This window comes from Pseudomonas sp. GW456-E7, from assembly GCF_059424105.1.
In genome coordinates this window covers 1-17,326 of sequence record NZ_JBWKZB010000027.1, presented here as the reverse complement: position 1 = coordinate 17,326, position 17,326 = coordinate 1, and the positions used below count along the sequence as shown (strand labels likewise).

Below are 17,326 nucleotides of genomic sequence, written 5' to 3'. Positions count from 1 at the left end.
GCCGTCAACATTTTCTGGAGGGGTTTATGACCGTTTCAACGACCAAGTCCATTCCCAAGATGGGTCGTGGTGCCCGCAAAAGCCTGTCCACCGATCCGACGCGGCTGGTGAGTTTTGCGCCGATGTTCGAAGCCCACAGCATGCCGCTGGTGTGCCGTCCGGCCGTGTCCGGCGTGAACCTGGTGGAATGGGCGAGCCAGAATCGCGCGCTGATCGAAAGCAAGCTGCTGGAGCACGCGGTGATCCTGTTCCGTGGCTTCCAGGTGGCCGATATCGGCGAGTTCAACCGCTGCGTCGATGCGATATCCGGCGGTGCGCTGGAGTACCTGTTCCGCGCCTCGCCACGCACCCAGATCACCGGTCAGTTCAAGATCTACAGCTCCACCGATTACCCGGCGCCGGAGAAAATCTTCCCGCACAACGAACACTCCTATTCGCCGGTGTTCCCGCGTCACCTGTATTTCTACTGCGACACCCCGTCGGCCACCGGCGGCGAAACACCCTTCGGCGATACCCGGCAGATCCTCGCGCGGATCGACCCGGCGGTGCGCGAAGAGTTTGCCCGTAAACGCATCATGTACGTGCGCAACTACGGCGACGGCATGGGGCTGCCGTGGCAGACCGTGTTCCAGAGCGAGGACCGCGCCGAGGTCGAAGCCTACTGCGCCAAAATCGGCATCCAGGCCGAGTGGAAGTCCGGCAACCGCCTGCGCACGCGGCAGAACGGCCCGGCCATCGTGCGCCACCCGCTGACCGGCGAGCGCATCTGGTTCAACCACGGCACCTTCTTCAACGCGCTGACCCTGCCGGACAGCATCCGCGACAACCTGCTGCGTGAGTTCGGCCCGCAAGACCTGCCGCAGAACACCTTCTTCGGCGATGGCTCACCGATTCCCGACGACGTGATCCGTCACCTGCAAGGCATCTACCGCGAGGTGATGGTCGAGTTCGCCTGGGAGAAGGGCGACGTGGTCCTGCTCGACAACATCCTCAGCGTGCATGCGCGCAACGAATTCACCGGCTACAGAAAAATCCTCACGGCCATGGCCATCGCGCAGAAAAGCGCCGACCTGGATCAGGAATAAGGACACCCGACATGAACACCACCGCCCTCGAACCTTCGGTAGACGTCTTCCAGACTTCGGCCCAGCAGGCCTTTTATTTGCGCGTCCAAGAACTGGGCGCCCGGCCGCTGTTCGCCGCCCTGACATTGCCGGTCGCCAGGCCGGTGGATGCCCGGGCGTTACGGGCGGCGCTGGAGACACTGGGCCAGCGTCACGAAACCCTGCGCACGGTGTACCGCCGCTTGCCGGGCATGAAGTGGCCGGTGCAGAGCCTGTGCGAAGCGCTGCCACTGACAGTGCTGGGCGACCAGCCTTCGGTGGCCGAGGCCTTGAGCCGCAGCCGTGAAGTCTTGGTTGAAGATTCGAATCAAGTGCTGGTGGTGGCACAGGTCGAGGGCGAAGCAGGGCAATCCATCGTCACTCTGCTGACCCCGGCGTGCAGCTTCGACCAGGCCTCGTTGCGGGTACTGTCGGCTGAACTCGCCAGTCTGTTGCGCGGCGAAACCCTGGTCGAAGACGAGGAGGCGCTGCAATACCTGGACTACAGCGCCTGGCAGCAAGCGCTGCGCGAAGAAGACATCGGCCACCAGGGCGCCGCGTTCTGGCGCAACCTGCAACAGCAGTTCGCCGTGACCCACCGCTTGCCCTTCGAAAAAGCGCTCGATGTCACCTTGGTTCGTCATCAGGCCACCTTGATTGACGGCCCATGGTTGGCTGGCGTGCAACGGGCCGCTGTTGACGCGGGCGTTGAGTCGGAGCAATTGGCGCTGTTGCTGTGGACCGCGTTCGTTGCACGCATCGGCCAGCAGGAAAAGCTGCTGATGGGCTGGCAGGTGGACGGTCGTAACGAGCAGACCGCCGCCACCCTCGGCCGATTCGCCCGGCGTCTGCCGGTGGCCTTCGAGCACCGTAGCCAGCAGACACTGACGCAAGCCTTGGCCACCTTTGCGGCCAGCGTTGAGCAGTCGCTGTCCTGGCTCGACTGCCTCAACGAGTTCGAACTGAGCGCCGAAGGCACCGCGCCGCTGCGTTACGGCTTCGTCTATCAAGCCGCCATTGATGCCGACATCGAGGTGGACGACGCCAACCCCGAAGTCCTGCGCCTGCGTGTTCAGGGCGAACAGTTGCAGCTGTCGTGTCTCGACGGTGCGCTGCCGGAATCGATGTTGACCGAATGGCTGGAGCAGTTTGTCGAGTTCAGCCGTCAATTGTTGGCATCGCCCGAGCTGACCCTGGCTCAGGCAAATCTGCTCAATGCGGCACAGCTGACCCGCCTGATCGAGGGCTTCAACCCGAACGCCACCGGGCAGGCCTTGCCATGCCGTTTCCTGCAGGAATTGTTCAGCGAGCAGGCGCGCCTGCATCCACAACGCATCGCCCTGAGCATCAACGGTCAGCGCCTGACCTATGCCGAGCTGGATGCGCGTGCCAACCAGGTGGCCAATACCTTGCGCGCCCAAGGCGTGGCGGCGGATGAAATCGTCGCGGTCTACGGCCAGCGCTCGCTGGAAATCGTCATTGCCTTGTTGGGTACGCTCAAGGCCGGCGCTGCGTACTTGCCGCTGGACCCGAACTACCCGATCGAGCGCCTGGCGTTCATGCTCGCCGATACCGGCGCGCGCCAGCTGCTGGCCTGCCAGCCGCTGCCGGACGCTTTGCGTCATGAGCGGATAATGTCCCTGATGCCGGGGGCCGACGTCTGGGCCGCTGCGCAAACCGAACCTGCGCCTCAGGGCGACAGCGCCAACCTGGCCTACGTCATCTACACCTCCGGCTCCACCGGTAAACCCAAGGGCGTGATGATCAGCCATGCCAACGCCGTGGCCTCGACCCTGGCGCGCACTGGGTTCTATCGCCAGCCGCTGCGCGCGTTCCTGATGCTCTCATCGTTCTCCTTCGACAGCTCGGTGGCCGGGGTGTTCTGGGCGCTGGGGCAGGGCGCGACGCTGTGCCTGCCGGACGAGGACAGCTACAAGGATCCGGCGCAACTCGCGGCACTGATCCAGCGCGAAGAGATTTCCCACTACCTGACCTTGCCGTCGTATCACGCACAGATTCTCGAACACCTCGATCCACAGGCCCTGGCCTGCGTCATCGTTGCCGGCGAAGTCTGCAGCAACGCCCTGGTGCAGCGACATCGCGAGGCATTGCCGGGGGTGGCACTGGTCAACGAATACGGCCCGACCGAAGGCACCGTGTGGTGCTCGGCCTGGGAGTTGCCACTCGGCCAGGACGCCGACAGCATTCCGATCGGCCAGCCGATCGCCGGCATGCGCATTCATGTGCTCGGCCCGGACCTGCAACCGGTGGCCGTGGGCGTCGAGGGTGAACTCTATGTCGGCGGTGCCGGCATTGCCCGGGGTTACTTGCAGCGTGCCACGCTGACGGCCGAACGTTTTGTCCCCGACCTGTTCGCGAACGCGGCGGGCCAACGCCTGTACCGCACCGGTGACCTGGCGCGCTATCGCGCCGATGGCGTGCTGGAGTATCTGGGCCGGGTCGATCACCAGGTGAAAATCCGCGGCTTCCGCATCGAGCTGGGCGAAATCGAAGCGGCCATGCGCAGCGCGCCGGGCATCGAGGACGCCGCCGTCATCGCCCGGGAAACCCCGACCGGCCCGCAACTGCTGGGCTTCGTGGTGTCCCCGGCGGACACCGCCGACATCCGCCTCAACGAATTGCGCAGCCATCTGGCCGAGGCGCTGCCCGAGCACATGCAGCCGGCGCGCTTGCAGGTGCTGGAAGGTTTCCCGCTGATGCCCAACGGCAAGCTCAATCGCCAGGCCTTGCTCGATCTCGATGTGCGTCGCAGCGCCTTCGTCGCGCCGCGCAACGACCTGGAAAAAGCCCTGGCGGCGATCTGGGCCGAAGCGCTGCATGTCGAGCGCGTCGGCGTGCACGACAGCTTCTTCGAACTCGGCGGGCACTCGCTGCTGGCCACGCGCATTCGCGCGCGGATTCAGGACGAACTGAACCTGGCGATCCCGCTCAAGCTGTTTTTCGACGGCGACACCCTGGAACGCCTGGCGGCACAGATCGAGCAGTTCCGCGAGCAAAGTGAACACCAGGAAAACGATGTAGACGCCCTCGAAGCGTTGTTCGACGAAGTGGATGAGGAACACGCGCAATGAGTGCTGCACCGGACAGAATGATGACCCTGGCCCAGCGTTTCTGCGGCTTGAGCGCGGACGCCCGGCGTGCGTTGCAACAAAAGATGCACGCTCAGGGGCTGACCCTGGAATTGCTGCCGATCCCGCCACGGGACCGAACCATCGACACGCTGCCGGCGTCCTACGCGCAGCAGCGCTTGTGGTTCCTCTGGCAGATGCAGCCCCAGGCCACGGCCTACAACCTGACCGGTGCCTTCCGCCTCAATGGCGAGCTGAACCGCGATGCATTGGCGCAGACCCTGGCGACACTGGTGCAACGTCATGAGGTGTTGCGCACCACGTTCGTCTTCGACGAACAGCAAGTGCTGCAGCACATCCACCCGCAGATGGACACTCCGCTGGTCGAGGTCGCTGCCGCCGACGACAGCGAACTGCAACGCCAGATCGCCCTCAACGCCGAGCAGCCGTTCGACCTGCAGCACGGCCCGTTGATGCGCTGCCGCTTGATCCGCCTCGATGCCCGGCAACACGTGCTGGTGCTGACCTTCCACCACATCGTCACCGATGGCGGCTCGCTGCCGATCCTGTTGCAGGAATTCACCCGGGTCTACGGGCAATTGAGTGCCGGGCAGGCCGTGCAGCTAGCGGAACCGGGCATTCAATACGCCGACTTCGCACGCTGGCAGCGCCTGTGGCTGGAGGCCGGTGAAGCCGAGCGTCAGCTCGATTACTGGCGCGATCAGCTGGGCAACGAGCATCCACCGCTGAACCTGCCGACCGACCGCCGTCGCCCGGCGATCCCGAGCCAGCAGGGCGCCAGTGTCGAGTTGAAAATTCCCGCTGCGTTGACCGCTCAACTGCGCGAGCTGGCCCGCCGCGAAGGCTGCACCCTGTTCATGCTGCTGATGGCAGCGTTGCAGACGCTGTTGCATCGCTACAGCGGCGAGCAGGACATCCGTGTCGGCGTGCCGATTGCCAACCGCACCCGCCAGGACGTGGAAAACCTGCTGGGCTTTTTCGTCAACACCCAGGTGCTGCGCAGCCAGCCCCGAGCCGACCAGCCGTTCGTGCAATTGCTGGCCGAGGTCAAGTCCGCGGCACTCGGCGCACAGGCCCATCAGGATCTGCCGTTCGAGCAACTGGTCGATGGCCTGGGCGTGGAGCGCAGCCTGAGCCACACGCCGCTGTTCCAAGTGATGTTCAACCACCAGCGCGACAGTGGCGACCCGCAACGCTGGGACTTGCCGGGCCTGAGCGTCGAACTGCTGATCTGGGACGAAAAGACCACCAAGTTCGACCTGATGCTCGACACCGTCGAAAGCGACGAGGGCATCCACGCGTCGTTCGTCTACGCCACCGAACTGTTCGACGCCGCGACCATCGAGCGTCTCGGCCGGCACTGGCTGAACCTGTTGCAGGCCATCTGCAGCGACCCAGGTGTGGCCTTGGCCGACCTGAGCATGCTCGACGCTGCCGAACAGCAGGCCACCTTGCTGGACTGGAATCGCAGCGCCGAAATCAACGCGGCTGAAACCGCGAATGCCCTGTGTGCCCATCAACTGATCGAAGCCCAGGCCGCCGCGCACCCGCACAACATTGCCGTGACCTGCGAGGGCATCACCCTCACTTACGCCGAACTGAACAGCCGAGCCAACCGCATCGCCCATCGTTTGCGCGAACGCGGGGTCGGCCCGGACGTGTTGGTGGGCATCGCCCTGGAGCGCTCGCTGGAGATGATCGTCAGCCTGCTGGCAATCCTCAAGGCCGGTGGCGCCTATGTGCCGCTGGACCCGGATTACCCGCAGGATCGCCTGGCCTACATGCTCGCCGACAGCGGTACGCGCCTGTTGCTGACCGATTCGGCCCTGATGCCGCGCCTGCCGTTGAACGAAGGCATTGAAGTGATCTGCCTCGATCACGCCAGCGACTGGCTCGAGGAGGCCAGCGCCGACAACCTGCCGAACCTGACCGCTGCCGCGAACCTGGCCTACGTCATCTACACCTCCGGTTCCACCGGCAAACCCAAGGGCACGCTGCTGCCCCACAGCAACCTGACCCGCCTGTTCAGCGCCACCGGGCACTGGTTCGGTTTCAATGCGGACGACGTCTGGAGCCTGTTCCATTCCTACGCCTTCGACTTTTCCGTATGGGAAATCTTTGGCGCGCTGTTCTACGGCGGCAAGCTGGTGGTCGTGCCGCACGCGGTCAGCCGCTCCCCGGAAGACTTCGCCCGCTTGCTCAGTGATGAAGGTGTCACGGTACTCAACCAGACCCCCTCGGCCTTCCGCCAGTTGATGCCGTTCGCCTGCGCCAACGCGCCAGGATTGGCCCTGCGTTACGTGGTGTTCGGTGGCGAGGCGCTGGACGTGGCCAGCCTGCGACCGTGGTACGACGCTTTCGATGACCGGCAGCCATTGCTGATCAACATGTACGGCATCACCGAAACCACGGTGCACGTGACCTACCGCCCACTGTCCCGCGCCGACCTCGATGGCGCCAACAGCTCGCCGCTGGGCGAGCCGATCACCGACCTGCGCTGGTACGTGCTCGACCCGCGCCTGAACCCGGTGGCCAAGGGTTGCGTTGGTGAGCTGTACGTCGGCGGTGCCGGTCTGGCCCGGGGTTATCACCAGCGTGCCGACCTGACCGCCACGCGCTTTGTGCCGGACCTGTTCGCCACTGAGCCGGGCGCACGCCTGTATCGCACCGGCGACCTGGCGCGTTATTGCGCCGATGGCAGCATCGAGTACGCCGGGCGTATCGACCATCAGGTGAAGATCCGTGGCTTTCGCATCGAACTGGGGGAAATCCAGGACCGCCTGCAAAGCCACCCGGCCATCGAGCAAGCGCTGGTCCTGGCACCGCAGGTCAACGGCAGCCAGCAACTGGTGGCGTGGTTCACCGCGACCCACGACGACAAGGATTTGCGCCAGTCCCTGCGCGAACATTTGCAGGGCGGTCTGCCGGACTACATGGTGCCGGCGCACCTGATCAGACTCGAGCACTGGCCGCTGACCAGCAACGGCAAACTGGATCGCAACGCACTGCCCAAGCCTGATGCGGCGCTGGCGCAGCAGGCTTACACGGCGCCGATGGATGAGCTGCAAACCGAGCTGGCGGCGATCTGGCAAGACGTGCTCAAGCTCGAGCGCGTAGGCATCGATGACAACTTTTTCGAGCTGGGGGGCGACTCGATCATCTCGATCCAGGTGGTCAGCCGCGCGCGTCAGGCCGGGATTCGCATCACCCCGCGCGACCTGTTCCAGCACCAGACCGTGCAGAGCCTGGCGAAGGTTGCTGTGCGCAGTGCGGGACTGGTCATCGATCAGGGGCCGGTGCGCGGTGACGTGCTGCTGACGCCGATCCAGCACTGGTTCTTCGAACAAAGCATCGAGGCTCGTCATCACTGGAACCAGTCGGTATTGCTGGAACTGCGCGAGCCGCTGGACAGCGGCTGCCTGCAACAGGCGCTGGCGGCATTGCTGGAGCATCACGACGCATTGCGCCTGCGTTTGCATCAGGTCGATGGTGTCTGGCAACAGGCACAAGCCGAGCAATGGAGCAGCGCTGATGTGCTGTGGCAGCGCGAGGCGGCGAACGCCGTTGAGTTGCTCGACTTGTGCAACGCCGCACAGGCGAGCCTGAACCTGCAGGACGGCCCGCTGCTGCGTGCCTTGCTGGTGGACATGGGCACGGCTGGCCAGCGCCTGTTGCTGGTGGTGCATCACCTGGCGGTGGACGGCGTTTCCTGGCGTCTGCTGCTCGAAGACCTGCAAGCCGCCTACGCTCAGGCACGTCAGGCCGAGCCGCTGCGCCTGCCGGCCAAGACCAGCGCCTATCAGGCCTGGGCCGCACGTTTGCAACGGCATGCGCAAAGCCCGGCGCTGGCACAGCAAGCCGCTTACTGGCAAGCCCAATACCAGGATGTCGTGGTGCAACTGCCGGCGGATAACCCGCAAGGCAGCCTGGCCAGCCGGCACGCCGTCAGCGTGGAAACCGTGCTCGACAGCACCTTGACCCGCCAACTGCTGCAAGACGCCCCGGCGGCTTACCGCACCCAGGTCAACGACCTGTTGCTGACGGCGCTGGCGCGGGTACTGGGCCAATGGACCGGTCAATCCTCGACCCTGGTCAAACTGGAAGGCCACGGCCGTGAAGACCTGTTCGATGACATCGACCTGACCCGCACCCTGGGCTGGTTCACCTCGATTTTCCCGGTCAAGCTCACCCCGGCCGACGACCTGGCCGCGAGCATCAAGGCGGTCAAGGAACAGCTGCGCGCCGTGCCCGACAAAGGCATCGGCTTCGGTATCCTGCGCTATCTGGCCGACGTTGGCCTTGAGGCGCTGCCGTCACCCCAGGTCACCTTCAACTACATGGGCCAGTTCGACGCCAGCTTCGACGAGCAGGCGCCGTGGCGTCCGGCGAAGGAAAGCGGCGGCGCCGAGCAGGGCGCCTCGGCCGAGCTGGACCGGGGCCTGAGCATCAACGGCCAGGTCTACGCTGGCCAACTGCGCTTGAGCTGGACCTTCAGTAGCGACCTGTTCAAAGCGCAAACCGTGCAGGACCTGGCAGATGCCTATGCGATGGAGTTGCAACGGCTGATCGAACATTGCCTGAGCGGTGCCGGCGGCTTGACCCCGAGCGACGTACCGCTGGTGCGCGTCGATCAGGCACAACTCGATGCCTTGCCGCTGGCGGCCAGCCGCATCGAAGACATCCTGCCGCTGTCGCCGATGCAGCAAGGCATGCTGTTCCACAGCCTGTTCGCCCCGGATGCCGGTGCCTACGTGCCGCAGATGCGCGTGGATGTACAGGGGCTCGACGTCGAGGCATTCCGCAACGCCTGGCAGCAGACGCTGGCGCGCCATGAAGTGCTGCGCGCGGCGTTCTTCAGCGAAAGCAATGGCTCGCGGCCGCTGCAAGTGATCCTGGCCGACGCCACGTTGCCAATGAGCCTGCTCGACTGGCGCGACCGGCCTGATCTGCCGCACGCGCTGGAGCGACTGGCCGAGGACGATCGTCTGCGCGGTTTCGACCTGACGGCGGCGCCACTGCTGCGCCTGACCCTGGTGCAGACTGCCCATGACAGCCATCACCTGATCTTCACCAACCACCACATCCTGCTGGACGGCTGGAGCACCTCGCAGTTGTTCGGCGAAGTGCTGCAACGCTACTGCGGCGTCATGCCGACGCCGAGTGTGGGTCGTTATCGCGACTATATGAGCTGGCTGGGTACTCGCGACCGCGCTGCGTGCGAAGCGTTCTGGCTGGAGCAATTGCAGGCGTTCACCGAGCCGACCCGTCTGGCCGGCGCTTTGCCGGGGCCGGTTGCAGGGCAGGGCAACGGTCATCGCACCCAGCACCTGAGCCTGGACCGCGCGGCCACCGAGCGCCTGAGCGGCTTCGCCCGCCAGGCCCGCGTCACGCCCAACACCCTGCTGCAAGCCGCATGGCTGTTGATATTGCAGCGCTACACCGGCCAATCGACGGTCGCGTTCGGCGCCACGGTGTCGGGGCGTCCGAGTGAACTGCAAGGCATCGAGCAGCAGATCGGGTTGTTCATCAACACCTTGCCGGTAATCGCCACGCCGCACCCCGAGCGCACGGTCAGCCAATGGATCGATGAAGTCCAGGCGCTCAACCTCAGGTTGCGCGAAGTCGAGTACACGCCGCTGGCGGACGTGCAGCGCTGGGCCGGTCATTCCGGCGAGGCGCTGTTCGACACCCTGCTGGTGTTCGAAAACTACCCGGTGGCGCAAGCGTTGGAGGAGGGTAACAGCAGTGCGCTGAAATTCTCCGGCATCAGCAACCACGACCAGACCAGTTTCCCGCTGGCCATTGCCGCCGAGCTGGGCGAATGCCTGGACCTGCGTTTCAACTACGACACGGCGCTGTTCAGTGCCGAAGCCATCGAAGGTTTGAGCACTCGGCTGGTGGCGTTGCTCGATGCCATGGTCTGCGCGCCGCAGCAGCCATTGGGGCGCTTGAGCCTGCTCGATGCTGTGCAAACGGCGCAGCAGGTCGAAGACTTCAACCGCACGGTGCAGGACTGGGCGGATGTGCGCCCGGTCTACCAGTGCTTCGAAGCCCAGGTGCTGCAAACCCCGGAGGCCCCGGCCCTGGTGTTTGCCGGCCGGACCCTGAGTTATCGCCAGCTCAATCAACAGGCCAACCGACTGGCGCACCTGTTGCGCCGCCAGGGTGTGGGCGCCGAAGTGTTGGTGGGCATCGCTGCCGAGCGTTCACTGGAACTGGTGATCGGTTTGCTGGCGATCATGAAGGCCGGTGGTGCCTACGTGCCGCTGGACCCGGACTACCCGCGCGAACGCCTGGAACACATGTTCGACGACAGTGGCGTGCACTTGCTGCTGACCCAGGGTCATCTGCTTGAGCAGTTGCCGATTCCGGCCGCCACCACGGCGATCTGCCTGGACGACATGGCGCCGTTGCTCGAAGGGCTGAGCGAGGAAAACCTGCCCTGCGTGGTCGAGCTGCAATCGCTGGCCTACATGATCTACACCTCCGGTTCCACCGGCAAACCCAAGGGCGCGGCCAACCGTCACGATGCCTTGTACAACCGCCTGGCGTGGATGCAGGGCGCCTATCCGCTGGACGGGCGCGACACCGTCTTGCAGAAAACCCCGTTCAGTTTCGACGTGTCGGTCTGGGAGTTCTTCTGGCCGCTGATGACCGGCGCACGGCTGGCCGTGGCCGAGCCGGGTGCCCATCGCGATCCGGCGCAACTGGTCAGCCTGATCGAGCAATACCGGGTCAGCACCCTGCATTTCGTGCCGTCGATGTTGCAGGCGTTTGTCCAGGGCGAAGGTTTCGAGCGTTGCGCCAGCCTGCGGCAGATCATGTGCAGCGGCGAAGCCTTGTCGGCAGACTTGCAGCACAGCCTGTTCCGCGTCCTGCCGGACGTCGCCCTGTACAACCTGTACGGCCCGACCGAAGCGGCGATCGACGTGACCCACTGGACCTGTGTCGATGACGGCGGGTTCAGCGTGCCGATCGGTTATCCGATTGCCAACCTGGTGACCTACATCCTCGACGACAGCCTGCAACCGCAGGTGCAGGGTTGTGTGGGCGAGCTGTACCTGGGCGGCATCGGCCTGGCCCGTGGTTACCACAACCGTGCGGACCTGACCGCCGAGCGCTTCGTCGCCAGCCCGTTCGCTGAGCTGGGCGAGCGCCTGTACCGCACCGGCGATCTGGCGCGCTACCGCGAGGACGGCGTGATCGAATACGTCGGTCGCATCGACCATCAAGTGAAGATCCGCGGCTTGCGCATCGAACTGGGGGAAATCGAAGCCTGCCTGCTGGAGCATCCACAGGTGCGCGAAGCCGTGGTGATCGCCCTGGACGTTGGCAAGTCCAAGCAATTGGTGGCTTACGTCGTCGGTGATGCCGCTGTTGATCGTCTCAAGCAACACCTGCGCAACGCGCTGCCAGAGCACATGCAGCCGAGCCACGTGTTGTTGCTCGATCAGTTGCCGGTGACACCCAACGGTAAGCTCGACCGCCGCGCATTGCCGCAGCCGGACCAGCAAGTACGCGAATACGTGGCGCCACGTAATGCCGTGGAATCGACGTTGCAAGCGGTGTGGCGGGCGTTGTTCGAAGTGCCGCAAGTGGGCATGCACGACAACTTCTTCGAACTGGGCGGCGATTCCATCGTCTCGATCCAGGCCGTCAGCCGCGCACGCAAGGCCGGCTTGAGCATTTCGCCCAAGCATGTGTTCAGCCATCCGACCCTCGCCGAACTGGCGACGGTCGCCCAACCGGTCGAGGCGGATCAAGCCGTGCCGACTGTGGTTGCACCGGCAGCAAAAATCGAGCTGAGTGAAGCGCAATATCAGGCGCTGGCATTGACAGCGGACGAAGTCGAGGACGTTTATCCGCTGTCGCCGATGCAGCAAGGCATGCTCTTCCACTCGGTGCAGGACGGCGACTCGGGGCTGTACGTCAACCAGATCGAAGTGGGCGTGCGCGGCGTGGATGGCGCGCGCTTCCGCGAAGCCTGGGCCGATGCCGCCCGGCGTCACGGGATTCTGCGCACTGCATTCCTCTGGGAAGGCGACAAGGAGCCGCTGCAAGTGGTGCGGCGCGATGCGCCTGCGCTGCTGACCGAGCTGGACTGGCGCGGGCTGGATGATCAGCCTGAACGCGTCCGCCAACTGGCCCTGGAGGAGCGTGAACGCGGATTCTCGCTCAATCGCGCGCCCTTGTTGCGCCTGTTGCTGGTGCGTCTGGAAGACGACCGCTATCGCCTGATCTGGACCTACCACCACATCCTCATGGACGGCTGGAGCGTGTCGCGCCTGATCGGTGAAGTGCTGCGCCATTACAGCGGCGATGAGCACGAGCCGGTGGCTGCCTATCGCGACTACATCGACTGGCTCGGCCAGCAAGTCGCCGAGGCCAGCGAGGCGTTCTGGAAAGGCAAACTCGCCAACCTGGAAGGCGCCACGCACCTGGCCCGTGCCTTGCCGGTCAAGGCGCCGCAAGCGGGTTACCACGCGATCTATACGCACCTGAGTACCGGGCAGACCGCGCGTTTGCAGGCCTTTGCCCAGCAACAGCAGGTGACGCTCAACACCCTGGTGCAAGCCGCGTGGTTGCTGCTGTTGCAGCGCTACACCGGCCAGCGCACAGTGACGTTCGGCGCCACCGTGTCCGGGCGGCCGGAAACCCTCAACGGCGCCGAGAACATGCTCGGGCTGTTCATCAACACCTTGCCGGTGGTCAACAGCGTGCCGACCGAGGCCAGCGTCGGTGACTGGCTGCGCGAGATCCAGGCCTGCAATCTCGACATCCGCGACTTCCAGCAAACCCCACTGAGCGATATCCAGCGTTGGGCCGGGCAGGGCGGGCAGTCGTTGTTCGACAGCATCATCGTCTTCGAAAACCAGCCGGTGGACCGCACTCTGCGCGAATGGAACGGCGACTCGCTGCGCTTCGAAGACGTGTCCGACTTCGGCCTGACCAGCTTCGCCATGGACCTGATGGTCAGCCTCGACGAGGGGCTGCGCATCGAGTACATGCACCAGCGCGACCAGTTCGATCTGGCGACCGTCGAAAGCCTGCGCGGCCACATGGAAAGCCTGATGCAGCGCCTGTGTGAAGACGCCGGGCGTGCCGTCGGCGAGCTGGGCCTGCTGACCCTGGACGAAGGCCGGGCGCTGGACGGCGAACTGCAAGTGGTGGCGGACGGTGACGAGACACCGGTGCACGAGCTGATCCGTCAGCGTGCGCGACTGCAACCGGATCACACGGCGCTGGTGCTCAGCTATGCCGAGCGCGACGCCGAGCACCTGAGCTACGCCGAGCTGGATCGGCGCTCCGATGCCTTGGCGGTGCATCTGCTGGAACAAGGCGTGCAGGCCGAAGACGTGATCGGCGTGTTCATGGAGCGTTCGCTGGAGCTGGTGGTGTCGCTGCTGGCGGTGATGAAGTGTGGCGCCGCCTACGTGCCGCTGGACCCGCAATACCCCCAGGAACGCCTGCGCTACATGATGGCCGACAGCGACATGCGCCTGCTGCTGACCCAGGAACGGCTGCGCGACACAGCGCAGTTGAATCCGGGCACGGCGATGGTCGCGGTGGACCGATTGAACCTCGACGTCGAGGTGCCGGCACCGCAACGTGCTGTGCACGCCGAGCAACTGGCCTACCTGATCTACACCTCCGGTTCGACCGGCAAACCGAAGAGCGTCGCCGTCGCCCACGGACCCCTGAGCATGCACGTACAGGCCATCGCCGAGCTGTACGAAATGGACCCGGGCAATCGCGAACTGCACTTCATGTCGTTCGCCTTCGATGGCGCCCATGAACGCTGGATCACCGCGCTGATCAGCGGCTCGACCCTGGTCATTCGCGACAATACGTTGTGGACCGCCGAGCAGACCCTGGCCGTGCTGCACCGCCAGCGCATCAGCGTCGCCTGCTTCCCGCCGGCGTACCTGCTGCAACTGGCCGAGCACGCCGAACTGCAGGGCGGTGATCCGCCGCCGGTGCGCATCTATTGCTTCGGTGGCGATGCAGTGCCGGACGCCACGTTCGAGCGGGTCAAGCACACACTCAAGCCGCAATACCTGGTCAACGGCTACGGTCCGACGGAAACCGTGGTCACGCCGCTGCTGTGGAAGATCGCCGCCGACGGCCATTGCCAGGCGATGTACGCGCCGATTGGCCAACGCGTCGGCAGCCGCAGCCTGCATGTGCTGGACATGGACCTCAACCCGCTGCCGGTGGGCATGGTCGGCGAGCTGTACATCGGCGGACGGGGTGTCGCGCGCGGTTACCATCGTCATCCGTGGCAGAGCGCCGAGCGCTTCGTCGCCGATCCGTTCAGCCCTGAAGGCGGGCGCCTGTACCGCACCGGTGACCTGGTGCGCCGCCGCGAAGATGGCGTGTTCGACTACGTCGGGCGCATCGACCATCAGGTCAAGGTGCGCGGCTTCCGCATCGAACTGGGCGAAATCGAAGCCCGCTTGCGCGAGCAGGCCGGGGTCAACGATGCGCTGGTGGTCGTGCGGGACAACGGCCAGGGGCCGCAACTGGTGGGCTATGTGGTGGCAGCTGCAGACGATGGCCTCGGCCCGCGTTGCCAGGCGGCATTGCGCGAAAGCCTGCCCGACTACATGGTGCCGACGCAGGTCGTGGTGCTGCCGCGCTTCCCGCTGACGCCCAACGGCAAGCTCGACCGCAAGGCCCTGCCGGATCCGGCCTTCACCGGCCGTGACTACGTGGCCCCGCGCACGCTGCTGGAATGGGCGCTGGCGGACATCTGGCAACAGGTGCTGGGCATCGAGAAGGTCGGCATCACCGACAACTTCTTCGAATTGGGCGGTGATTCGTTGCGCACCCTCAAGGTGATCTCGAAAGTGCGTGCGCTGAACGCGCCGGATTTCCAGATCAAGCTGCGCGACATGATGGCCAAGCCGACGATTGCCGGGTTGTCCGGTGTCGACGAGCAGCCCGCGCGCCAGAGCCCGCAACCGCTGTTGCTGCTCAATCAGCAGGTGACGGATCAGCCGGCACTGTTCTGCCTGCACGCCGGTTTCGGCACGGTGTTCGACTACGAACCGTTGGCCCGGCGCCTGGACGGTGAGCGCACGGTGTATGGCGTGCAATGCCGGATGCTGCTCGACCGGCAGTGGCACGACACCTCGCTTTCGCAGATGGCCGCCGACTACGTCGAGGCGATCCGCGCCAGACAACCCCAGGGGCCGTACCACGTGCTGGGCTGGTCACTGGGCGGGGCCTTGGCGTTGCTGGTGAGTGAGCTGTTCGAACAGCAGGGCCAGCGTGTGGCGTTCGTCGGTCTGGTGGACAGCTTTGTACCGACCCAGGCCAATGCCGTTGCCAGTGCGGATGAGTGGCGTGTGGATCTGGCGGAGTTCCTCGGTGCAGCCCTGGGCATGGATGGCGAGGTGGTCGCCCGGGCGCTGAGTACCGAGGCGGCGGGGGACCACGATGCCGTGGCGCGGATCATTCGCGCGGTGATCGACAGCCAAAGCGATCAGGCCAGCGGTTATGCGCTGCTCGGTGCCGATGAGCTGGCCCAGACCTTCATGGTCAGCACGCGCTTGAAGGCCCTGTCGCGGCAGGTTGACACCCTGCCGATTCCGCAAGCCGGGCTGCATTGCTGGTGGGCCGATGGCAACCCGACCGCCGAACGCGCCACGCTCGAACGCCAGCAACCGCGGTTGCGCCAGGTGCAAACGGTGACGGCCGGGCACTTCGATATCCTGCAGCAGGATGAGTGCCTGGATGCCGTGGTGGCGCTGCTTGGCCGGGAGGTGGTGCCACAGATCTAAGCCGATAATTTGTGGCTAGGGGCTTCCCTGTGGTGAGGGGACTTACCTGTGGCGAGGGAGCTTGCTCCCGCTGGGTCGCGAAGCGGCCCCAAAACCAGCGATCGCGGTTAGCCAGACATACCGCGTTGTTTGGGTTTGCGACTGCTTCGCAGCCGAGCGGGAGCAAGCTCCCTCGCCACAGGTTTTCCGTTCGGCTTGGCAGGGTCTTCATTGAGCCCTAATGAACGACCCTCCCGGTTCGTTTACCAGGGCAAGCCTGTTTATTTTTTGGAGACTACCGCCCATGGCATTGCACCCGGACATCGAAGGTTTTCTGGAGCTGGCCGAGTTCGGCCGCCTCAGCGGCAAAAGCCAACCCATGCATGAGCTGACGCCTGACGAGGCCCGGCAGCAATTCGAACAGACCTCGCAGTTGCTCGATGCCACCCCGACGGGCGCGTTGACGGTGACGGCGATCAGCCTGCCTGCGCGGGACGGGCATGTGCTCAACGCGCGGCTGTACGCCAAACCGCAACCGGACAACGAACCACGCCCGGTGTTGTTGTACTTCCATGGCGGCGGCTACGTGGTGGGCAGCCTCGATTCCCACGACACCCTGTGCCGGCGTCTGGCGCTGGCAGGGGAATTTGCCGTGTTGTCGGCGGATTATCGACTGGCGCCGGAACACCGTTTCCCCACCGCTTACAACGATGCCGAAGACGTGACGCGCTGGCTGGCTGTTACCGGTGCTCAGGCCTTGCGGCTGGACGCGAGGCGCATTGCGCTGGCAGGGGACAGCGTCGGCGGCAGCCTGGTGGCGTCGCTGTGTATCGCTATTGCCCAGGACCCGCTGGGATGGCCGCTGGTGCCGCGCCTGCAAGTGTTGCTCTACCCGGTGATCGACGCGGTAAAAAAACGCCCGTCGCTTGAGCGATTCGCCGAAGGCTATCTGCTGGAAGCCACCACGCTGGAATGGTTCTACCAGCAATACCAACGCAGCGAAGCGGATCGTGCCGACTGGCGTTTTTCACCGCTGTACGCGGAGCGCGTGGAAAGCCTGACGCCGACGGTGCTGTGGCTGGCCGAGTACGATCCATTGCTCGATGAAGGTTTGGCCTGGGCCGAAAAACTGCGGACCGCGGGGCAACCCCTGGTGCTGGACGTAAAGGCCGGCATGACCCACGACTTTGCGCGCATGGGCGAGATGGTCCAGGAAGTGCCAGGGATGCTGGTGCAACTGGCGGCGCAGATCCGCGAAAGCCTGGTCTGATTTGCCCTGAGATCGATCAGTCAAGCACAACCCCTGTGGGAGCGAGCTTGCTCGCGATAGCGGTCGTACACTCAACAT

Annotated in this window: 4 protein-coding genes; all 4 read left to right on the top strand. The window is 64.9% G+C overall.

Annotated features, from left to right (window positions below; translation table 11 throughout):
• The first annotated feature begins 26 nt into the window (after nucleotides 1-26).
• A complete protein-coding gene (locus AC07YV_RS17775) occupies nucleotides 27-1,085 on the top strand; it encodes a TauD/TfdA family dioxygenase (RefSeq protein WP_102701337.1) in 1,059 nt (352 codons plus the stop codon).
• Between the two features lie 11 nt (nucleotides 1,086-1,096).
• Complete coding sequence (locus tag AC07YV_RS17770; RefSeq protein WP_102701336.1) at nucleotides 1,097-4,195, top strand: non-ribosomal peptide synthetase; 3,099 nt, start codon at nucleotides 1,097-1,099, stop codon at nucleotides 4,193-4,195.
• Entirely contained in the window at nucleotides 4,192-15,999 is an 11,808-nt protein-coding gene (locus tag AC07YV_RS17765) for a non-ribosomal peptide synthetase (RefSeq protein WP_102701335.1), read from the top strand. The genes AC07YV_RS17770 and AC07YV_RS17765 overlap by 4 nt, the downstream gene beginning before the upstream one ends.
• Nucleotides 16,000-16,282: 283 nt before the next feature.
• On the top strand, nucleotides 16,283-17,248 hold the full coding sequence (locus AC07YV_RS17760) for an alpha/beta hydrolase (RefSeq protein WP_102701334.1): 966 nt from the start codon (nucleotides 16,283-16,285) through the stop codon (nucleotides 17,246-17,248).
• The last annotated feature ends 78 nt before the right edge of the window (nucleotides 17,249-17,326 follow it).